The organism is Pedobacter fastidiosus (assembly GCF_014306625.1).
Taxonomy (GTDB): Bacteria; Bacteroidota; Bacteroidia; order Sphingobacteriales; family Sphingobacteriaceae; genus Pedobacter; species Pedobacter fastidiosus.
Genome location: NZ_JACRYL010000010.1, coordinates 112,512 through 131,029, shown reverse-complemented (window position 1 = coordinate 131,029; position 18,518 = coordinate 112,512). Strand labels below are relative to the sequence as shown.

At 37.7% G+C, this 18,518-nt stretch carries 11 protein-coding genes; 4 read left to right on the top strand and 7 right to left on the bottom strand.

Translation table 11 applies throughout. The features are described 5' to 3' along the window. Window positions 1-3 precede the first annotated feature (3 nt). The 4 genes from H7U22_RS12800 (at window position 4) to H7U22_RS12785 (ending at window position 5,606) form a co-directional block, all read left to right on the top strand. Window positions 4-600 carry a DUF4833 domain-containing protein gene (locus H7U22_RS12800; protein ID WP_187071747.1) on the top strand — a complete coding sequence of 199 codons (597 nt, stop codon included), beginning with the start codon at window positions 4-6 and terminating at the stop codon, window positions 598-600. A gap of 232 nt (window positions 601-832) precedes the next feature. Further along, a complete protein-coding gene (locus tag H7U22_RS12795) occupies window positions 833-1,180 on the top strand; it encodes a response regulator (protein WP_187071746.1) in 348 nt (115 codons plus the stop codon). A gap of 134 nt (window positions 1,181-1,314) precedes the next feature. Next, window positions 1,315-4,302 carry a glycosyl hydrolase gene (locus H7U22_RS12790; protein ID WP_187071745.1) on the top strand — a complete coding sequence of 996 codons (2,988 nt, stop codon included), beginning with the start codon at window positions 1,315-1,317 and terminating at the stop codon, window positions 4,300-4,302. Between the two features lie 98 nt (window positions 4,303-4,400). Continuing rightward, window positions 4,401-5,606, top strand: a complete 1,206-nt coding sequence (locus H7U22_RS12785) for a glycosyltransferase WbsX family protein (protein WP_187071744.1) — start codon at window positions 4,401-4,403, stop codon at window positions 5,604-5,606. Window positions 5,607-5,693: 87 nt separating this feature from the next. Here H7U22_RS12785 and galA read toward each other — a convergent pair whose 3' ends face one another. From galA to H7U22_RS22855, 7 genes are all read right to left on the bottom strand, one after another. Beyond that, on the bottom strand, window positions 5,694-8,090 hold the full coding sequence (galA, locus tag H7U22_RS12780) for a beta-galactosidase GalA (RefSeq protein WP_187071743.1): 2,397 nt from the start codon (window positions 8,088-8,090) through the stop codon (window positions 5,694-5,696). Window positions 8,091-8,132: 42 nt separating this feature from the next. Continuing rightward, entirely contained in the window at window positions 8,133-10,676 is a 2,544-nt protein-coding gene (locus tag H7U22_RS12775) for a membrane or secreted protein (protein ID WP_187071742.1), read from the bottom strand. A gap of 316 nt (window positions 10,677-10,992) precedes the next feature. After that, a complete protein-coding gene (locus H7U22_RS12770) occupies window positions 10,993-12,045 on the bottom strand; it encodes a glycoside hydrolase family 53 protein (RefSeq protein WP_187071741.1) in 1,053 nt (350 codons plus the stop codon). A 155-nt stretch (window positions 12,046-12,200) separates the two neighbouring features. Then, complete coding sequence (locus H7U22_RS12765) at window positions 12,201-13,316, bottom strand: SusE domain-containing protein (protein ID WP_187071740.1); 1,116 nt, start codon at window positions 13,314-13,316, stop codon at window positions 12,201-12,203. 16 nt (window positions 13,317-13,332) lie between these two features. After that, entirely contained in the window at window positions 13,333-14,940 is a 1,608-nt protein-coding gene (locus H7U22_RS12760) for a RagB/SusD family nutrient uptake outer membrane protein (protein WP_187071739.1), read from the bottom strand. A gap of 28 nt (window positions 14,941-14,968) precedes the next feature. Further along, entirely contained in the window at window positions 14,969-17,908 is a 2,940-nt protein-coding gene (locus H7U22_RS12755) for a SusC/RagA family TonB-linked outer membrane protein (RefSeq protein ID WP_248284743.1), read from the bottom strand. 376 nt (window positions 17,909-18,284) lie between these two features. Beyond that, window positions 18,285-18,479 carry a hypothetical protein gene (locus H7U22_RS22855; protein ID WP_222621859.1) on the bottom strand — a complete coding sequence of 65 codons (195 nt, stop codon included), beginning with the start codon at window positions 18,477-18,479 and terminating at the stop codon, window positions 18,285-18,287. Window positions 18,480-18,518 lie beyond the last annotated feature (39 nt).

Below are 18,518 nucleotides of genomic sequence, written 5' to 3'. Positions count from 1 at the left end.
AAAATGACTAAGAAATCAGTACAATTTTTAAATAGTAATTATAAAAATCTTTATTTGAGATCAGCAATTCTATCTTTAGTATCTATCATGTTCTATTCAGGATTGTGGGCGCAAGCAAAAAATCCATCTCCAATTAATTTCCCTACCCCAAAAAATGTAGAAAATTTGTTGTTTTATCTCCAACGCGATCCCAACACAAACACACTTATTTACGCCCTAAACTTAAAGGAAAACGGAAGTATTAATAGTGCTAATCCGCTTCACATTTATTGGATTCGTTACGCAGAGAAAGGTGAGAAAAAAGATCTGGGCTACATTCAGCGAAAATTTGCTTACGGAATGGACGTAAAAGATTTAGGTAAAGACCAGTATGAGCTGAGATTTGTTTCTCATAAAAAACTGCCTTTTATCCTAAAAAAATATAGTGATAAAAGCTACCATGCATCAGTAACGGTAAACAATAAAACGATCAGAGTATCACGCCTTTTTGTTCGAATTGAGGGCGGTTCTTTTTGGCTTCCGAATGTTAAATACGCAGAAATTGAAGGAATTGAAGAATCTACAGGCAAGCCGATTACCGAACGGATAAATGTAAATTAATTCTTTTTTTACCAATCCCTATCCTTAAAGCCTCCAACAATTCCAATTTGACTCTAAACATGTTATACCAAAAGCATATTTAATTTTACCCTTAATTAACTTTTTCCCCTAAAACTCAATATATCAGTAAATTACCTCACAATATTATTTAGAATCGCAAAACCAAAGTGATTTTTTAGATGTTGTTATCTTAAATTATTCTAAATTAATTTCGGTTATGCAAAAACAGATTATGATCGTGGAAGATAATGACGAAATCCGCGAGATGCTAGAGTTTTTGCTCCAAAGCGAAAAATACGCCGTTCGCTCTTTCGCTGATGCAGCCAGTTTTAGAGAACAAATTGCTAATGTTCGTCCGGATGCATTGATTTTTGATGTTACGCTGCCTGATGGAAATGGCTTCGATCTTTGCAAAGAACTTCGTTCTAACCCCGCAACGGTTCATCTTCCAGTTATTATTATGTCAGCTTCTGGAGATCTTTCTGCACTAAGTCGCGAGTGCCAAGCAGATGATTATATTAGCAAGCCTTTTGATATCTACGATTTTATCTGTCGCGTTAAAAAGCAGATGGTTGGATAATGGCATCTATCACACCTAATTGCTGACCATAAAATGCATTTCTATTATCAAATTATCTATTTATAACAGAATAATTTGTCGTATTTTGAGATTCCCGTGTGCACGTTTTAGAGTAACTGTAACCAAATCTTAAAATGAAATTTAAACTTCTATTCGTTGTCCTATTATTTATTTGTTGCATAAATACAATTTCAAAGGCTCAATTAAAAAAGCTTAAATCAGATTTCGAAAAGCCTGCCAATATTTATAAACCTGGCGTTTATTGGTATTTTATGGATGGCAACATGACTGCCGAAACCATAACCAAAGATTTGGAATCGATGAAAAAGGCTGGCATCGGTAATCTTATTTTTTTAGAGGTTAATGTTGGCGTACCTCGCGGAAAAGTTGATTTTTTAAGTGATGAATGGACAACACTTTTTGCCCATGCAGAAAAAGAAGCTCGAAGATTAGGCATAGAAATTACCTTGGGCATCGGCCCAGGCTGGACAGGCAGTGGTGGCCCGTGGGTTAAGGGCAACCAATCTATGCAACATTTGGTTTCTAGTCAAGTTATCGTTTCATCAAAAGATAGGAAGATTATTACGCTTCCAGTTCCGCCTCCAAAAGCACCGTTTTTTGGTGAGGGTGGTTTTACGCCAGAATTTAAAAAGGAATGGCAAAACTATTATGAAGACGTAGCCGTTTTAGCCTTTCCAATGATCAAAACTGATGAAAAAATAAAAGATATCGATGAGAAAGCTCTTTATCAACGTGCACCTTTTAGCTCAGGAACGGTTAAAGCCAATTTGGCTCCGCCAAGTGGTATTAATGGAAATCCACAATCGGCCATTGCCAAAAATCAAATTATCGATTTAACCGGAAAAATGCTCCCCAACGGAACCTTGAATTGGACTCCACCAACGGGAACTTGGAAAATTATGAGATTTGGCAGTCGAAACAATGGCGCAATTACTCGCCCCGCTCCTTTCCCGGGAATTGGATTCGAATCCAACAAAATGGATACCACAGCGCTAAATGCACATTTAGATTTTTATCTCGGTAAAATATTCAGCAAAATCGGGAAGATAGAAAAAAACCAACCTGGCGGATTAAAGCGTTTACACATGGATAGCTGGGAAATGGGTGCTCAAAACTGGACGCCCAATTTCCGAAAGGAATTTACCAAACGACGAGGTTACGATCCATTGAAGTATTATCCTGTTTATGCAGGAAATGTAGTTGGAAACTTAAAGGAAAGTGAAAGGTTTCTTTGGGATTTAAGGCAAACTGCGCAAGAACTTGTTTTAGAAAATCATGCCAACCACGTTAAGGAATATGCTAAAAAACATAACTTAACACTTTCTATCGAACCTTATGATATGAATCCAACTTCCGATTTGGAACTTGGTAGTGTAGCAGATGTGCCAATGGCTGAGTTTTGGAGTAAGGGTTTTGGATTTAATTCAACCTACAGCGTAATTGAAGCCACTTCGATTGCGCATGTTATGGGCCGTTCTTTGGTTCCTGCTGAAGCTTTTACCGCTCAAGATAATGAAGGTTGGAAACAACACCCAACTTCGATGAAAAATCAGGGAGATTGGGCTTTTGCCTCTGGAATAAATCGTTTTGTTTATCATACTTTTCAGAATCAGTTTTTGCCAGACTCATTAAAACCAGGCGCAACTATGGGGCCTTATGGTGTACATTGGGATCGCAGTCAAACTTGGTGGCCAATGGTCGACAGTTATCACGAATACGTAACCCGTTGCCAATATCTTTTGCAACAAGGCCGTACCGTTGCCGATATTCTTTATCTGACCCCAGAAGGTTCTCCCAATGTATTCGAACCGCCATTATCTGCCATTGTTGGCGATACAATTGGCGACCGAAAAAGCTATAATTTTGATGGTTGTGCGCCCGGCCAATTAATGAAAGCATCGGTAAAAAACAATAAAATAGTTTTCCCGAGTGGTGCCTCTTACGAAATTCTTGTTCTGCCAATTTATGAAACAATGACTCCAGATTTGCTCGAAAAAATAGGTAGTTTAATTAACCAAGGTGCTACTGTTTTGGGTAATCCTCCGCTCCGCTCTCCGAGTTTAACCAATTATCCACAATGTGATGTAATGGTAAAAAATTTAGTTGCTCAAATTTGGGGTAAAGGACTTTTGGCTGATCAGCTCGTACCTCGAAAATATGGAAAAGGACAAATTATTAGTGGTAAATCTATTGATAATCAGAAAGATAAACTCTATCCAAATTATGAGATCACGGCGAAAATTCTAAAATCGAAAGGTATTCAAGAGGATTTTACAACCGATGCCAAAATAAGATACACGCATCGCACATCTGATGATTGGGATATCTATTTCATTTCGAATACAACTAAAAATCCAATCAAAGCAAACGTTCATTTTAGGAGTTCGAAAGGCTCACCAGAACTTTGGAATGCCATTAATGGAACCACGAAAAGAATCACTCAATTTAAAGTAGAAAAAGGAGTTACAAGTTTGCCGATGGAACTTGATGCCTATGAAAGTGCGTTTATCGTTTTTGACAAGGGAAATAATTGGCAATCGAATAACAATCCAACTGCTCAGATTAATCAAGATCTACAAACACTCAATGCCCCATGGAAAATAAACTTCGATGAAAAATGGGGCGGTCCGAAAGAAGTGGTTTTCAATAATTTATTAGATTGGACTAAAAGTGATGTGGAAGGAATTAAATATTATTCAGGATTAGCCACTTACAAGCAAGATTTCGAGTTTAAAGGCAAAAATAAAAATGCGATTTATCTTAATTTAGGTGAAGTTAAAAACATGGCTAGAGTTAAATTGAACGGTAAGGAAGTTGGTGTATTATGGACAGCGCCTTGGCAATTGAACATTTCAGATTTTGTAAAAACCGGCAAAAACGAGCTCGAAATAGAAGTTGTAAACTTATGGCCGAACAGACTTATTGGTGATGAAAAAAAACCGTACGATGGGGTTGTTAACGGCCAATGGCCAGAATGGCTTTTAAAAAATCAGCCACGAACAAGTGGTCGTTTTACCTTCACAACCACACAACAATACAATGCAAATTCACCCTTGCTCCCGTCAGGATTAATTGGTCCGGTAAAGATTGTTCAAAAATAGAAAGCTCAACTAACATTTTGCATGATAGAACAGGATGCATCAATTGATGCTTAAAGTTACATTTGATTTCTTCACAGAGAAAACTAACCAGATATATTATGAAAGCTAACCAACACTTTAAGGTTTTATTTTTAGTGCTTTTTATATTTTTCAATAATGTTTCCTTCGCACAAACAAAAGTAGTAAAACCCAAAAGAGCTTATGATGTGGCGGCGTTTTTATATCCGGCTTATGTGAGCGATGATCCAAGATTACGACCTTTTTGGCCAGATGGAAATGGCGAATGGGAAACCGTTTTAAATATGCAACAAAGATTTCCGGGCCATTATTGGTATAGAAAACCATTGTGGGGACCAGTGAATGAGGCAGATCCATCGGTGATGTCGATGGAAATTAATCAAGCGGTAAAACATGGCGTAAACGTTTTTATTTTCGATTGGTATTGGTATGATGGGCGACCATTTATGGAAACAACGCTAGATAATGGTTTTCTGAAAGCAGATAATTCCAATCAAATGAAGTTCTATCTAATGTGGGCAAATCATGATGTGGTAAATACTTGGGATACTCGCCTAAATAAGTACAATGAAAACAATGTAATTTGGACTGGCAAAATCAATCGGGCAGAATTTGAAAAAATCTGCAAGCGCAATATTGAAAAGTATTTTAAACTTCCTCAGTATTATAAAATTGATGGAAAACCTGTTTTTATGATTTACGATATGCCACAACTTATTGATGGATTAGGTGGTGTTGATCAGGCCGCTGATGCGTTAAAATGGTTTAAGGAAGAAACCAAGAAAGCTGGTTTTCCGGGTTTGGAATTGCAACTCACTATGTGGTCCATTAATATGAACCACAGTGGTTTTGATGGAAGCAAAACCAAAAATCCAGAAAATTCATTTGTCAAGAAACTTGGTTTTACCAGCGCAACGCACTATCAGTTTTGCCATTTCGCAAACGTAAATGATGATTACTTAAACATTCTTGAAGGTGTGAAAAAAGAATGGACAAGAATAGATACCACCTTTGATTTTGTCTACTATCCACACATTAGCGTGGGCTGGGATAATAGTCCACGGACAGGAAAAAGTGCCGTAGTTAGAAACAATACGCCAGAAAACTTCGAAAAAGGATTGCGCATGGCTAAGGCTTACGCAGATGCCCATCCAAAACAAGTTCCGCTTATTACCATTAACAGTTGGAACGAATGGACAGAAACGAGCTACCTTCAGCCAGATAATGTTTTTGGTTACGGCTATTTAAATGCAATTAAAAAAGTATTCGTTGATGAAAAACCTTAATCGCAATAGGCTATGATTATGAGCCTGTCGAAGAACTTAAAAAAAGACTTCAACAGGCTCAATTCCATTTGGATAATTATAAAAAAACTACTTTGCAGTAACCTCAACCTGCGCAGGTTCCAAGCCATCGGCAGTAACAGCCAATCCAATTTTACCGTTTGTTTTTCCGGCTTGAATAATCACTTGAGCATGGCCATTAAACAACGACCGTTGCCAATCTCCATTTAAAAATTTATCCGCCTCGTGGCTACTTGGATCACCATTACCTACGCCAATTATTTTTCCATCCCCAATCGGAATGAAGTGAATTAAATGATTATCTGTTGGCACCGTTCTTCCTCGTCTATCCACTACGCTAATGTTTACAACCACAGCATCCTGACCATCGGCCATAACAATTGTTTTATTTGGAGTAGCTATAATTTTATAAGCTTCAGCTGTGGTTTCCACTTTCGCCGTTAACTTTTTACCGTTTTTATAAGCAATGGCACTCAATGTTCCTGGCTTGTAAATTACGCTCCATTGCAAATGACTATTTCTTGGCATTACTTTTTTTCCTAAGCTTTTACCATTGAGAAAAAGCTCTACGTTATCTGCATTTGTATTTACCCAAACATCAATCGCTTTGCCTTCCTTACCTTTCCAATTCCAATGAGGCGATAAGTGCAAAACATCTTGATCTGTAAACCACGATTGATAATAGTAATAGATGTTTTTCGGAAAACCACAGACATCCATCACTCCAAAATGACTGTTGATATTAGGCCACTCGTAAGGCGTTGGTTCTCCGCGATAATCGAATCCTGTCCAAATAAAACCGCCCATCCAATATGGATTTTCCGCAGCAAGTTTCCACCAGGTTTCCGCTTTACTCGCCCACCAAGGCGCCGTGATATCCTGATCTGGAACATATCCTGCAATAGAATCTTTAACATAAATCCCTCTTGTAGTTACCGTACTGCCCATTTCTGTGCCAATTAAGGGTTGTTTTGGATGCTCCTTATGATAATCGCCAAAAGCAAACTGGCGATAATTGAAACCTCGAACGGGAATTACCTCGTTTACACCATTAAATTCTGTCGCCAAATCTGCAGCATAAGTACTTGTTCTGTATGGATCTAGTTCTACTTGTTTGGCCAATAAAGTCTGTGCAATTCTTTTCCCTACACTTGTTTTCTGAATCATACCTTCTTCGTTCCCAATCGACCATAAAAATATACTTGGGTGATTACGATCACGTTTAATTAATCGCTCAAACTGTTCGATATATTCTGGGCTACTGTTTAATAAACGCTGTTCATTTAATACCAGCATTCCCAAACTGTCGCAGGCTTCTAAAAGCTCTGGTGTGGCCGCGTTATGACTAGTTCGATATGCGTTTGCGCCAAAAGCCTTCAATAAGCCGATTCTGTAATATTGAATCGCATCTGGCAAGGCAGAGCCCAAACCTGCATGATCTTGGTGGTTATTTGTTCCCTGAATTTTTAAATGTTTACCATTGAGAAAAAACCCTTTTTCGGCATCCATCAAAATGGTTCGGAAGCCGTAACGCGTAATTACGCTATCCACAACCTTCCCTTTTGACATTATAAGAGAAACCACTTTATACAAATATGGGTTGTCTAAATCCCATAGTTTAACATCATTTAAAGCAATGGATTGTTTCACTACCGTACTTTCATTTACCGCTAGTTTTATTGCTGTCGATGTACTTTTATTTAACTTTTTACCATTTCTATCGGCAACATAACTGTAAACCTGAAGTTCATCTTCATTTAGGTTTTTATTTTCTACCGTAGTTTCTATGGTTACATTGGCTTGGTTTTTATTGACCTCGGCATGCACAAAAACACCATTATCGGCAATATGACTATTACTTTTTTGCTTTAGCCAAACGTGGCGATAAATACCTGCACCTTCGTAAAACCACCCTTCAGATTGGGAAGCATCTGCTCTAACGACAATTACATTATCTTTTCCAAAGTTTAGGTAATCCGTTAAATCATAACTTGCACCTAAATAACCGCTTTTGTTATTGCCCAAATAAAAACCGTTTACCCAAAACTCGGCATCTCTAAAAACACCATCAAACTGAATTTGAAAACGCTGACCGGAATCTGCCTTTGAAACTGAGAAATGCTTACGATACCAGCCAATGCTTGTTTCTGGGAACAAACCACCAATTGGTTTATAACCATGGGCCATAACATCGGCGTTAGCACTTTTTGCAAAAGGTAATTCTACTGCCCAATCATGCGGAACAGCCAGTTTTCTCCATTTGCTATCGTCAAATTTCCCATCAATTGCTGTACTATCTGCCTTCCCAGATTTTGAAAATATATTCGCTATTTTGTAATTGAAATCTTTTGAGGGATTACTCGCATTGCCTAAACTAAAACGCCAATCTTCATCAAAATTTATTTTTTTTGGAAGCGTGTTTTGTTGAGCAAAACTATTAAAGGTAAGGGTTAAAAAACCCAGCATCAGAATAAAAAATTCTTTATATCGGCACATCATCTTGGCGGTTTATTTTATATAAATAGATTCTATTTCTATCGAAGTTGGTTTAGTTAACTGACCATAACCAAACGTAACTTCTAATTTTTCAGTATTTTTTAATTTGAAAAGTGATTGACTTGTAGGCTTATAATAAAGAGGCAAAAAACCTGGGTACGGACGTGGCAACAAAAGTTGAGCATCAGATTTTAATTGGTTTAATGGAAGTTCGATTAACTGAAAATCTTTGTTGGCCAAAATTTCAGCAGAAAAGAAATGTGCATCAGCATCTATCAATCCAATTTTAACCTTTGTATTTTCTACATTCGCCCTAACTTTAATCACCAAAGTTTTTAAATCATCTATTTCTCGTATTCTTCCAGCCATCTTATCGGCAAAGTAATATTGAAAGCCCAATAATAGATTATTCTTTGGCTGGTTCATGGATAACTTCAAATTCAAATGAGAAGAATTTTCTCCAGAATTATATTCTACCTTATTGTTTTCCCAATCTGGATTATAAACGTTGATGGTTGAACCATCTAAGCCAGCGTTAAAAATTTCAAATAAAGCATTTTTTCCTGCTACATAAGTTTGATAACTTTCGGTTTCTAATTTATCCCAAGCATAAGGATTGCCTTTTACATTCGCAGGAAATGAGAAGTACTCGCCATTCGCCTTGTGAACGATAATTTGATACTTTAATAAACCCGATTTTACAACATCCGAAGGAATAGAAGCAGAATATTGATATTCTTTTACCTTAGTTAAGGGAATGTTTTTCCATTGATTGCTAGAATTATTAAGTTGCACAAAAGCAGAATCATTCGCATTTAAACCTACAATCTCTGCATTGACATTGAAAGCGATATTTTCAGAAATCGTAGTCAAAGCTTGATTCTTCACAAACACATTTTCTGTTGATGATTTTGGCGCCACAAATTCTCCTAAAGCGATATTTTGATAAATACTTTTAGCATTAACCTTGGTTTTAATACTTTTGCGAACCAACAAATACGTTCCTGGAGATATCTTAAAACTTCCTTTTTCTCCTTTTGATGAGAAACTATTACCTTGATTTAAGCCAGTAACTGAAAAATCGGCTCCAAGATCTGGAAGACTAATATCCATTGGCAAATTTGCCCAATTAATTCTTGTAACTTCTCTTTTTGGAGATGCCTTTCCGAATGGATCTCTGATCAGAATTGCATCGGGCATTACTTCTAACCGCCAAACACCAGCCTCAATTTGATCAAGAAAATATGCACCAGTTCCATCATACTTCACTATTTTAGAACTTCCAACACCTGCAATATGCTTCAGTTTTTTAGGATTTGATAACTTTGATTCCGTTGAGTTTGAATAATAAAATTCATCATCGGTATTCATTTCGCTTAGCGAAGTTTTGTAGTCTATTTTAAAAGGGCCAAAAGAATCGCCTGAGTTTAATGTATCCAACCGACCGATTTTATGAAAGATTTTTGATGCGATTAAAAGACTTATTGCTTTAGATGGCGTGTAAGCTAAATTTAAATAATGCGTTTGATATTCGGTATTTGCGTAAGCCGTAGCCATTGGATCGTAAGCAAATTGCGTTGCCCATTGAAAGCCCGCAGCTCTGAAACTTCTGGCCATTGCCGGATACATAATTGGCGCCATAACATCACCAGCATCAAATTCGTAAACTGCTTTTGCCCTATTTTTAAAGGCCGGAATGCTATCAAATGGGATTTTATATTTCGCCACATTTGGCAAATAATTTCCTTTTAACGTGTGCCCTGCAACTAATCCGGTTGGGTACCATTGAAAACTATGCCCCTGAACATTGGCTTTAACAACGGCATCCGCATATTTCGGCGATTCACTTATATTATAAAAAATGGGCTTTGTCCACCCAGCACTTTTTATGGCAACAACCATTCTGTTAATATATTCTGTCGTTCTTTCTTTTGATCCGCTGTGCTGAGGTTCGTTGTTTACTTCCGCCGCAATAATATCTACATCCTCTTGATAAGTTAAACCTGTATATGGATTTTTGTGCTTAAAAAATTGCTTTAAATAGTTTTCTTGTGCCTTAAAAGCATCTTCATTAATTAGTGCATTGTGTTTTCCGTACTTACTGGAAAAGCTTCCTGTATTTTCATCTTTCTCTGGATAACCGTTTCCCCAAAAAGCAATCGGCGTAACCAAGGTTTTTATTTTGCGTTTTTTAAGCTCTGCGATTAAAAAGTCGAAAAGGCGCAAATGCTCATTATTGATTAAATTTCCTTGAGCATCAGAAATTTCCTGATCCCAAACATGCACTCTAAAGGCATCCAATCCTAATCTCGAAAAATGGTAAACATCATCTTTTATGGCTTGTTCGGCAGTTTGACCCATTCTTAAAATAGCCCGATTTCCATAAGCAAAAGGAGCAGTGTAGTTTGTACCAAAGAAAGCAGCTTCCTTATTGTCTTTTTCCCAGCGGATTACGCCAGATGCATCAACATAAATTCCCTGTTTGTTTTGGGCATAGGTAACAATTGCCAGAAAAGCAAAGGCAACGAAAAGTAAAAGCTTTTTAAATGATATCATAAATAAATTTAACTATTAAAATTACGTTTTTTCTGCGTTACCTCTTGCCATCTTTCCAACGCAAAGAGGAATCTAAACCCACCCAAGGCATTATCCCAGAGGGACTCCTGCCGAGCGATTTCCATCCGATAGCTATCGGATCAAGTTGGGAATGACGGCCGACTTATATTCCTTATCGAATTAACCCCCCAACCCCCTGAAGGGGGCTTTGACTTTCTATCGTTCATATAAACAAGATAACTGTTAATCAATTTGAAAAATAGCTACATCGCCTACCGCATGGGTTTTAAAAGCCCCCTTTAGGGGGTTTGGGGGTTTAAGGCAAAAACCCATCCATGGCAACCGTTGGTTTACCAGAATCATCAAATGCTCCAAGTTTGTAGCCACTCCAGCTATTATAAGATTGTGGTTCCCAATAGAAAACGCCTAATCCTTTGTTATTTGGCAATGATTTATTTTTTGCAATTAAATCTTTGATAAAAGCTTTACAGGCAACGGCTTCAGAAACTGGCATTCCCAATTCGCAAATCATCACTTCCGATCCATAACGCGAAACCATATCCGTCATATTGGCTAAACATTGTGTATTTTTTGCAGACCAATCTGTAGCCGAAGGATACATGGACATTCCGATTACATCCCACTTTGCACCATTGGTTTTCAATCCATCAAAAATCCATCTAAACAAGCTATTGTCATATCCATTAGAAATGTGAACAACAACTTTCGAAGTTGGGTTGACGGCTTTAACACCATTGTAACCAGAAAGCACCAAGTCTGCATAATTTTTCATGTTTACAGATGCTTTTCCATCATTCCACAACATTCCATTATTGGTTTCGTTACCCACCTGAACCCATTCTGGAACAATTTTATTGTTTTTTAACGCGGTTAAAACTTCTACCGTATGGTTATAAACGGAGGTTTTTAGGGTAGTAAAATCTTGCGATGCCCAGGCTGCAGGTTTGTTCTGCTGCCCAGGATCTGCCCATGAATCGCTATAATGAAAATCAATCAAAATTCTCATATTCATGGCCTGTGCTCTTTTCGCTTTTGCTAAAACATCAGCAGTATTACAATATCCGGCAGATGGATTTACCCAAACTCTAAGTCTAATGGTATTAATGCCTTTATCCTTTAATATTTTAAATAAATCTTGTTGCTCACCAGCTGCATTATAAAATTTCTTACCTGCAGCTTCCATTTCAGTAATCCAACTCACATCTGCTCCTAGCGCATAGGTGCCAACTGGATCTGGTGATGGATAAATTTGTGTTTCGCCTTTTACGGTTTTTTTGCAAGCGCCAAACGTAATGGTTAGCAACAAAATAAGGCCTAGCCATTTTATGGTTTTTATCTGTTTAAACATTTCTGTATTCTTTTAAGCAATCTCTGAATTTAATATTTGAATCTCAATTATTCTTATTTCCATGCCGATCCGATAGCTATCGGATGGGAATCTTAATGCACTCTATGTTTCTATTTAAGGTTCTCGCCTATCCGGAAATAGCGCATTGGTCAATATTATTTAACTGAATAGGTGTAATTACCGTCGCCAGCACTTAAATCTAAAGTAACCGTAAATACGCCAGTTTTTGCAACTGGTATATTAATTCCTCCCCATGTTGGTGCTCCAGCATAAACCAACGCACCCGTTGCATCTACTTTATAACTAATATCATAACCACCGTTACAGGTAAAAACAAATGTTTTACCAGCTGTTAAGGATACATTCGCAGCAACCAATTTCCCTGTGGTAGCGTTGTAAATCATTGGTGTAGACGATGTGCTCCAACCATTATCATCACCCGAGATAAAAAATTTAACAGCAGTATAATTTATGGTTAAGGCATCTACATCAGCATTTACTTTCATATAAGCAGGTGCTGGCGAAAGGTACAGATTACCGCCAGTTAAACTCATTGTTGTTGATGTGCCACCCCAACCGTAAACTTTAGTTGCATCTTTTGAAGAAACCAATTGGAAAGCATCACCGCCATATCCATCTGCATTTGGTAGGTTTAAATAACCTTCGTATTTTGAATTAAATTTAGCAGAAGTTAAGATAAATCCATTCGTTCTAACGGTTGGTGTTTTCCAAGAATTTCCTCCTTTTAACAGTAAAGCCGGATATTCGATTGTTGCTTTGTAAGGATTAACCGTTATGCTTATACTCGAATAAATGGGTTTGATAACGGAGGCTGTTCCGGTATTTTGGTTTACTTCGGCTTTAAGTCTAACCGCTAATGTACTTACCGAACCTGTAGGCAACATCAATTGATTTGCCAACAAAGAGTTAAAATCGGCACCTAAATATGCTTTCTCCAATATACCAGAAGGTAATTTAACTGCAATCGCATTTCCCCATGCGTTTATTCCCGAGGTATCAGATGGCAAATCGAATTCTAAAGAATATGTTGGAATAATACTAACCCCAAAATTAGCAGCTTTAAAACTGAAGGTAACCACATTGGTTGCATCAGTAGTTGCTGATAGAACAACATTTGAAGCCGAGCTTTTAAAAGACAGTGAACCTACACTTGGCGAGGTTACAATGTTTGTACTTGCATCTTTTTTACAGCCGAAAAACAGACTGGCAATGAGCAAGGTAAATATGATCTGAATAGATAATTTTTTCATAATTGATAATGCTAGATTAGTAACCTGTATTTTGACGAAGATTTGGATTTGCAGAAAGATCTGTAGGAGGCAAAGGGAACAGATTATACTTGCTGTTAACGGAAGTGCCGCCTTTAACGCCACCTTTCCATGCCCATAAATATGCACCTGTAGTAAATTTCCCGAAACGGATTAAATCAGTTCTTCGAGTAGCTTCATACCATAATTCACGACCACGTTCATCTAAAATAAAATCGGTTGTTAAGGCGCTGGAAGTAATGTTTCCTGTTAAACTTCCGTTGTAAGCACGTGTACGCAATTTGTTTACATAATCTAAAGCGGTTGCTAAACTTCCGCCAGTACCTCCACGCAAAACAGATTCTGCATAAATTAAATAGGTTTCGCCCAAGCGGAAAAGAGGGAAATCAATATCCGAAAAATCTTTTGCTACATCTTGATGCGGAGCTGGCCCACCAGATCTGGTTTTGTTTCTAAATTTTGTGCTTGAGTAGCCATCGTTTGATGTGTATAAATCATTCACATCCATATTTTGTCCAGACATATAAAATTGCGCCCGAGTATCTGTTGCGCCAGTTTTATCAGCAAATAAATTAACAAATTGTTGGGTAATCCTTAATCCTCCCCAATCTCCACTAGATCCAGAAACATCAGCCGGAACATGCGCTGGCCCGTGCATTAAATAAGTTGTGCCACCGTAATTTTGTGTACTTGTACCATCGTAATTGATGGTTAAAATAAATTCGTCTTTATTTAAATTGTTATCGGCAATGGTAAGTTCGCGGTAATTTCCATGTAAGCTAAAGCCTGCTCCAGTAATTTTATTGCAATAGGTAATCGCATCCGTAAAGCGGGCAGTACCGGTATAAACTTCTGCATTTAAATAAATTCTGGATAGTAAAGCCCAATCTGCAGCTCTATCAGCACGACCATATTCATTGGCTTTTGGAGCAGCCAAATCATTTTCAATGGCTTTAAGCTCTGATTCTATATAAACGAATAAATCTTTACGGGCAATTTGCTTAGGTAAATCCTTACCTCCAATTTCTGTAGTTTCGGTAACCATCGGCGGATTTCCATAAATATCCATCAGCACAGCATATTGATAAGCTCTGATGAAACGAGCCTCAGCCCTAAACTTGCGAACCTCATCTGCATCCGCTCCAGAAATCCCTCTTTTGCTCAAATTATCATCAGATGATTGATTAATAAAATCATTACAAAGCGTAATCTGGAAAAATGAACGATAATATAATCCATTGATGATAGAGTTGATTGAACCCCAGCTCAACTCATGTAAGCCTTGGATACCGGCATCATTTTGCCAAGACCATACCGCTTCATCAGTCGTTATTTCTTGAAGATTCCAATACAAACGAAGAAAATCTGAATTCCCCTCATCCTTAATAATTTCTGCAGGGATATCCGGCTGACCAACAGATGCATTTCCGGTAAGGGCAAAAGCACCATAAACTTTAGCCAAAGCCTGTTTATAACCGGCAGCCGAAGTATAAACTTTATCAGCAGTTAAATCATTTGTCGGACTTAAATCCAACTTATTGCAAGACACCGTAAAAATCGCAGTAGTGCAGGCGAGGATTAATAGTTGTAAAACACGTGGTTTCATATATTTTTTGTTAAAGCAGTTCATAATTTTAGAAATTAGCGTTTAATCCTAGAGAAAATATGCGTGGTCGTGGATAGATATTGTTGTCTACTCCTGAGGCAACTTCTGGATCTAATCCTTGATATTTTGTAATTACAAATACATTTTGTACGCTGGCTGTAAGCTGTAAATTTGCCTTTTTCTTTAAAATTTTCCCGAAAGAATAACCTAGATTGATGTTATCCATTCTCAAGAAAGAAGCATTTTGCACATAATAATCACTAAGGAGTTGTTGCGTTTTAAAATTGGTGGTTAGGTAATTTGGCGATCCATTCAAAATTACCGCAGTACCTAAAATCTGAGTTAAATTTCCGCTTTGGCTAAAGTTATTGTTGTAAACGTAATTGCCCAAGTTCGCTCTAAGGGTGAAAGATAGGTTCCATTTTTTATAACTTAAGTTGTTGCTAAAACCTAAAAACACCTTTGGATCTGCCTGTTTTCCCTTTTTGAAATCGTTCTCATTAATTACGACATCACTATTTTGATCAACATAAACACCCTCAATTGGATTGCCGTTTGTATCGTAGGTTTGCTCAAATAAATTGAAGGTATTTTTTGGTCCGCCTACCGCATTTATAAAAGCATTTTGTCCGCCAATACCGCCAGCAATTGTTCCACTCGGGAAACCCGAATAATTCGGATCGTTCGGAACAACCGTTAAATTGGTAATGGTATTTTTGTTATAAGTAGCGTTGAAACTGAAATCCCAGTTAAAATCTTGCTCTCTAACCGGATTAAAACCTAATGTCAGCTCTACACCTTTATTTTCCATATCGCCAACGTTTACAATTGCTGTTGCGGCGAAATTTGTTCCGGCAGGCTGAGGAATTCTATTTAATAAATCGGTAGTTTTCTTTTTATAAAGATCTAAACTTCCAGTGATGCGATTATCCAGAAAACCGAAATCTAAACCAAGATTGGTTGTTGCTGTTTCTTCCCATTTTATGTTTGCGATATAAGCACTTGGGCGATACATTTGATAGAAAGTATTTCCAAATTGGTAAGAAGCATTTAATGAACTCAAACCATAAGTAGACATATATCCATAATTGTCAATTCCATCTTGTTGACCAGTAATCCCGTAACTCACACGTAATTTAAGCGCTGATACAGTTTTGCCATCCTTTAAAAAAGATTCATTTTTAACTGTCCACGCTAATGCTACGGATGGAAAAACACCATATTTATAAGCTGGTCCGAAACGGGATGAACCATCTCGACGAATGGTACCTGTTAGTAAGAATCTTTCATCGTAGTTGTAATTTAATCTTCCGAAGTAAGAAATTAATCTGTATTGAGGTTTATTGAAAGCGAAGGCTGGGTCAGAATTGGCAACCTTATTTCCATTCGCATCAAAGCTTGGATAGTAATATTGAGTGGTTAAATAATCATTATAAGAATAACCCGCTGTTGCATCTACCCTACTTTTAATCGATTTAAATTCCTTAACATAGTTTAAGTAAAAATCGAGAACAGTATTTCTTCTATTCTGTTTGTATTGATTGCTAACCCCATTGTTTAAAATGGTTTCCGCTGCATTTGGATCAACATATACAGTTCCTTTTCCTGTTGCCACATCGTAACCAGCGTTTAAGTTGGCGTGTAACTCAGGCAAAAAATGAAATTTATAATCTAATTGAATGTTACCAATACTGCGTAAAGGTTTCGCACGATCTTCTCTTTGCTCCAATAAACCCACCGGATTACGACCAACCAAGTTAACCAAACCAGTTGGTGTAGTTGGATCTAGCCATTCCCAATAACCGTTATAATTTGGTCGGTTGGTATAAGTGGCCTGCGTTGGGTCGAAGCTTACTGCACCACCGATAGCGGATGTATTTGCAAATCGCGTTTTCTGCATACTTCCTTTTAGGTTGATATCCAATTTCAAATGATCATCAAAAAACCGTGGATTAAGTACAAAGGCTGCAGAAGTTTTTTGAAGCTGATCCGTTCTCAATACGCCTGTTTGATTTTGGTAACCAAGCGACAAACGATAAGGCAGTTTTTTAACACCGCCACTAATGCTTATGTTGTTATCTGTAGAAAAACCATCTTGATAAATAAGATCTTGCCAGTTGGTATCGAAACCACCCAATTGAGCTTTTTGCGCTGCTGTACCTTTTGAATTTACAATAGAACGAATTTCATCTGCACTTAAAACTGCAAGCTGTTTGGTATTTTTAGAGATTGAGTTTACCGAATTGAAGCTTACTTTTAAGGCGTCGCTTAACCCTTTTTTGGTTGTAATAATGATTACACCATTTGCAGCTCTAGCACCGTATATTGCTGCTGCCGATGCATCTTTTAAAACGGTAAAGGTTTCAATATCATTAGGATTAATAAAACTTAGAGGATTTGATGCGCCAGAAACTCCACCATTTTCCAAAGGAACGCCGTCAATAACGAAAAGTGGATCGTTACTTGCATTTAACGAAGAACCACCACGAATTCGAATAGTACTTCCGCTGCCCGGCTGGCCACTATTTGAAGTGATGGCAACACCAGAAACTTTACCTGATAACATTTGCTCAGGCGTGCTGATGCTTCCTTTTTGGAAATCCTTTACGCCTACAACAGCAACAGAACCTGTTAAATCTTGTTTTCGAGTTGTTCCGTAACCTACAACAACCACATCGTTTAATGTAGATGCATCTTCGGTTAAGGTAATATTTAGAGTTGTCGATTTTGAAACCGTAATTTCCTGAGTTTTATACCCCACCGATGTAAACTCTAAAACACCTGCATTGGCTGGGATTTTTATGCTAAAGTTTCCGTTCGCATCCGTTGATGTTGCAATTGCCGTTCCCTTTAAGCGAATACTTACGCCGGGCATCCCTAAATTATCGGGTGCTGTTTTTACAACACCGGTGACGGTTGCCTGCTGTGCAAAAAGATATCCATGGGTAAAAATCAGAAGTAAAAGCATTAGCATTCGCTTGTTACTCTTGAGAAAAGATGTAAAAATGTGCATAGAATATTTTGGTTAGAATTAACTGTACAAATCACGCTTATATCTGTAATTTCCTTTTGTTCTATCGTTCATTTCTTTTGTGCTAATCGACATATTTTATAGCCACGATGTCATGCTGCATGGGTGGGAATCGCTCTGAAGGAGTTCCTTTGGGATAATGAGAGAGAAAGAAATAGCCAATCTCACAGCCACCCGTCATTCCCGCGCAGGCGGGAATCGCTCCGTAGGAGTCCCTTTGGGATAATGCGAGAGAAAAGAATAGCCAAAGCTTTAAGATTCCCAATCAAGTTGGGAATGACGACCGTTCGTGTTTGTAGTTCAATTAATCGCTTTAGCATTTTGCAATGCGAGAGAAAGGAATAGCCAAAGCATTAAGATTCCCAATCAAGTTGGGAATGACGACCGTTCGTGTTTTGTCTTTTAACCAATTGTCTTGCCATTTTGCAATGCGAGAGAAAAGAACAGCTAATGCATTAAAATTCCCAATTAAATTGGGAATGACAACCGTTCGTGTTTTGTAGTTCAATTAATTGCCTTAGCATTTTGCAATGAGAGAGAAAGGAAT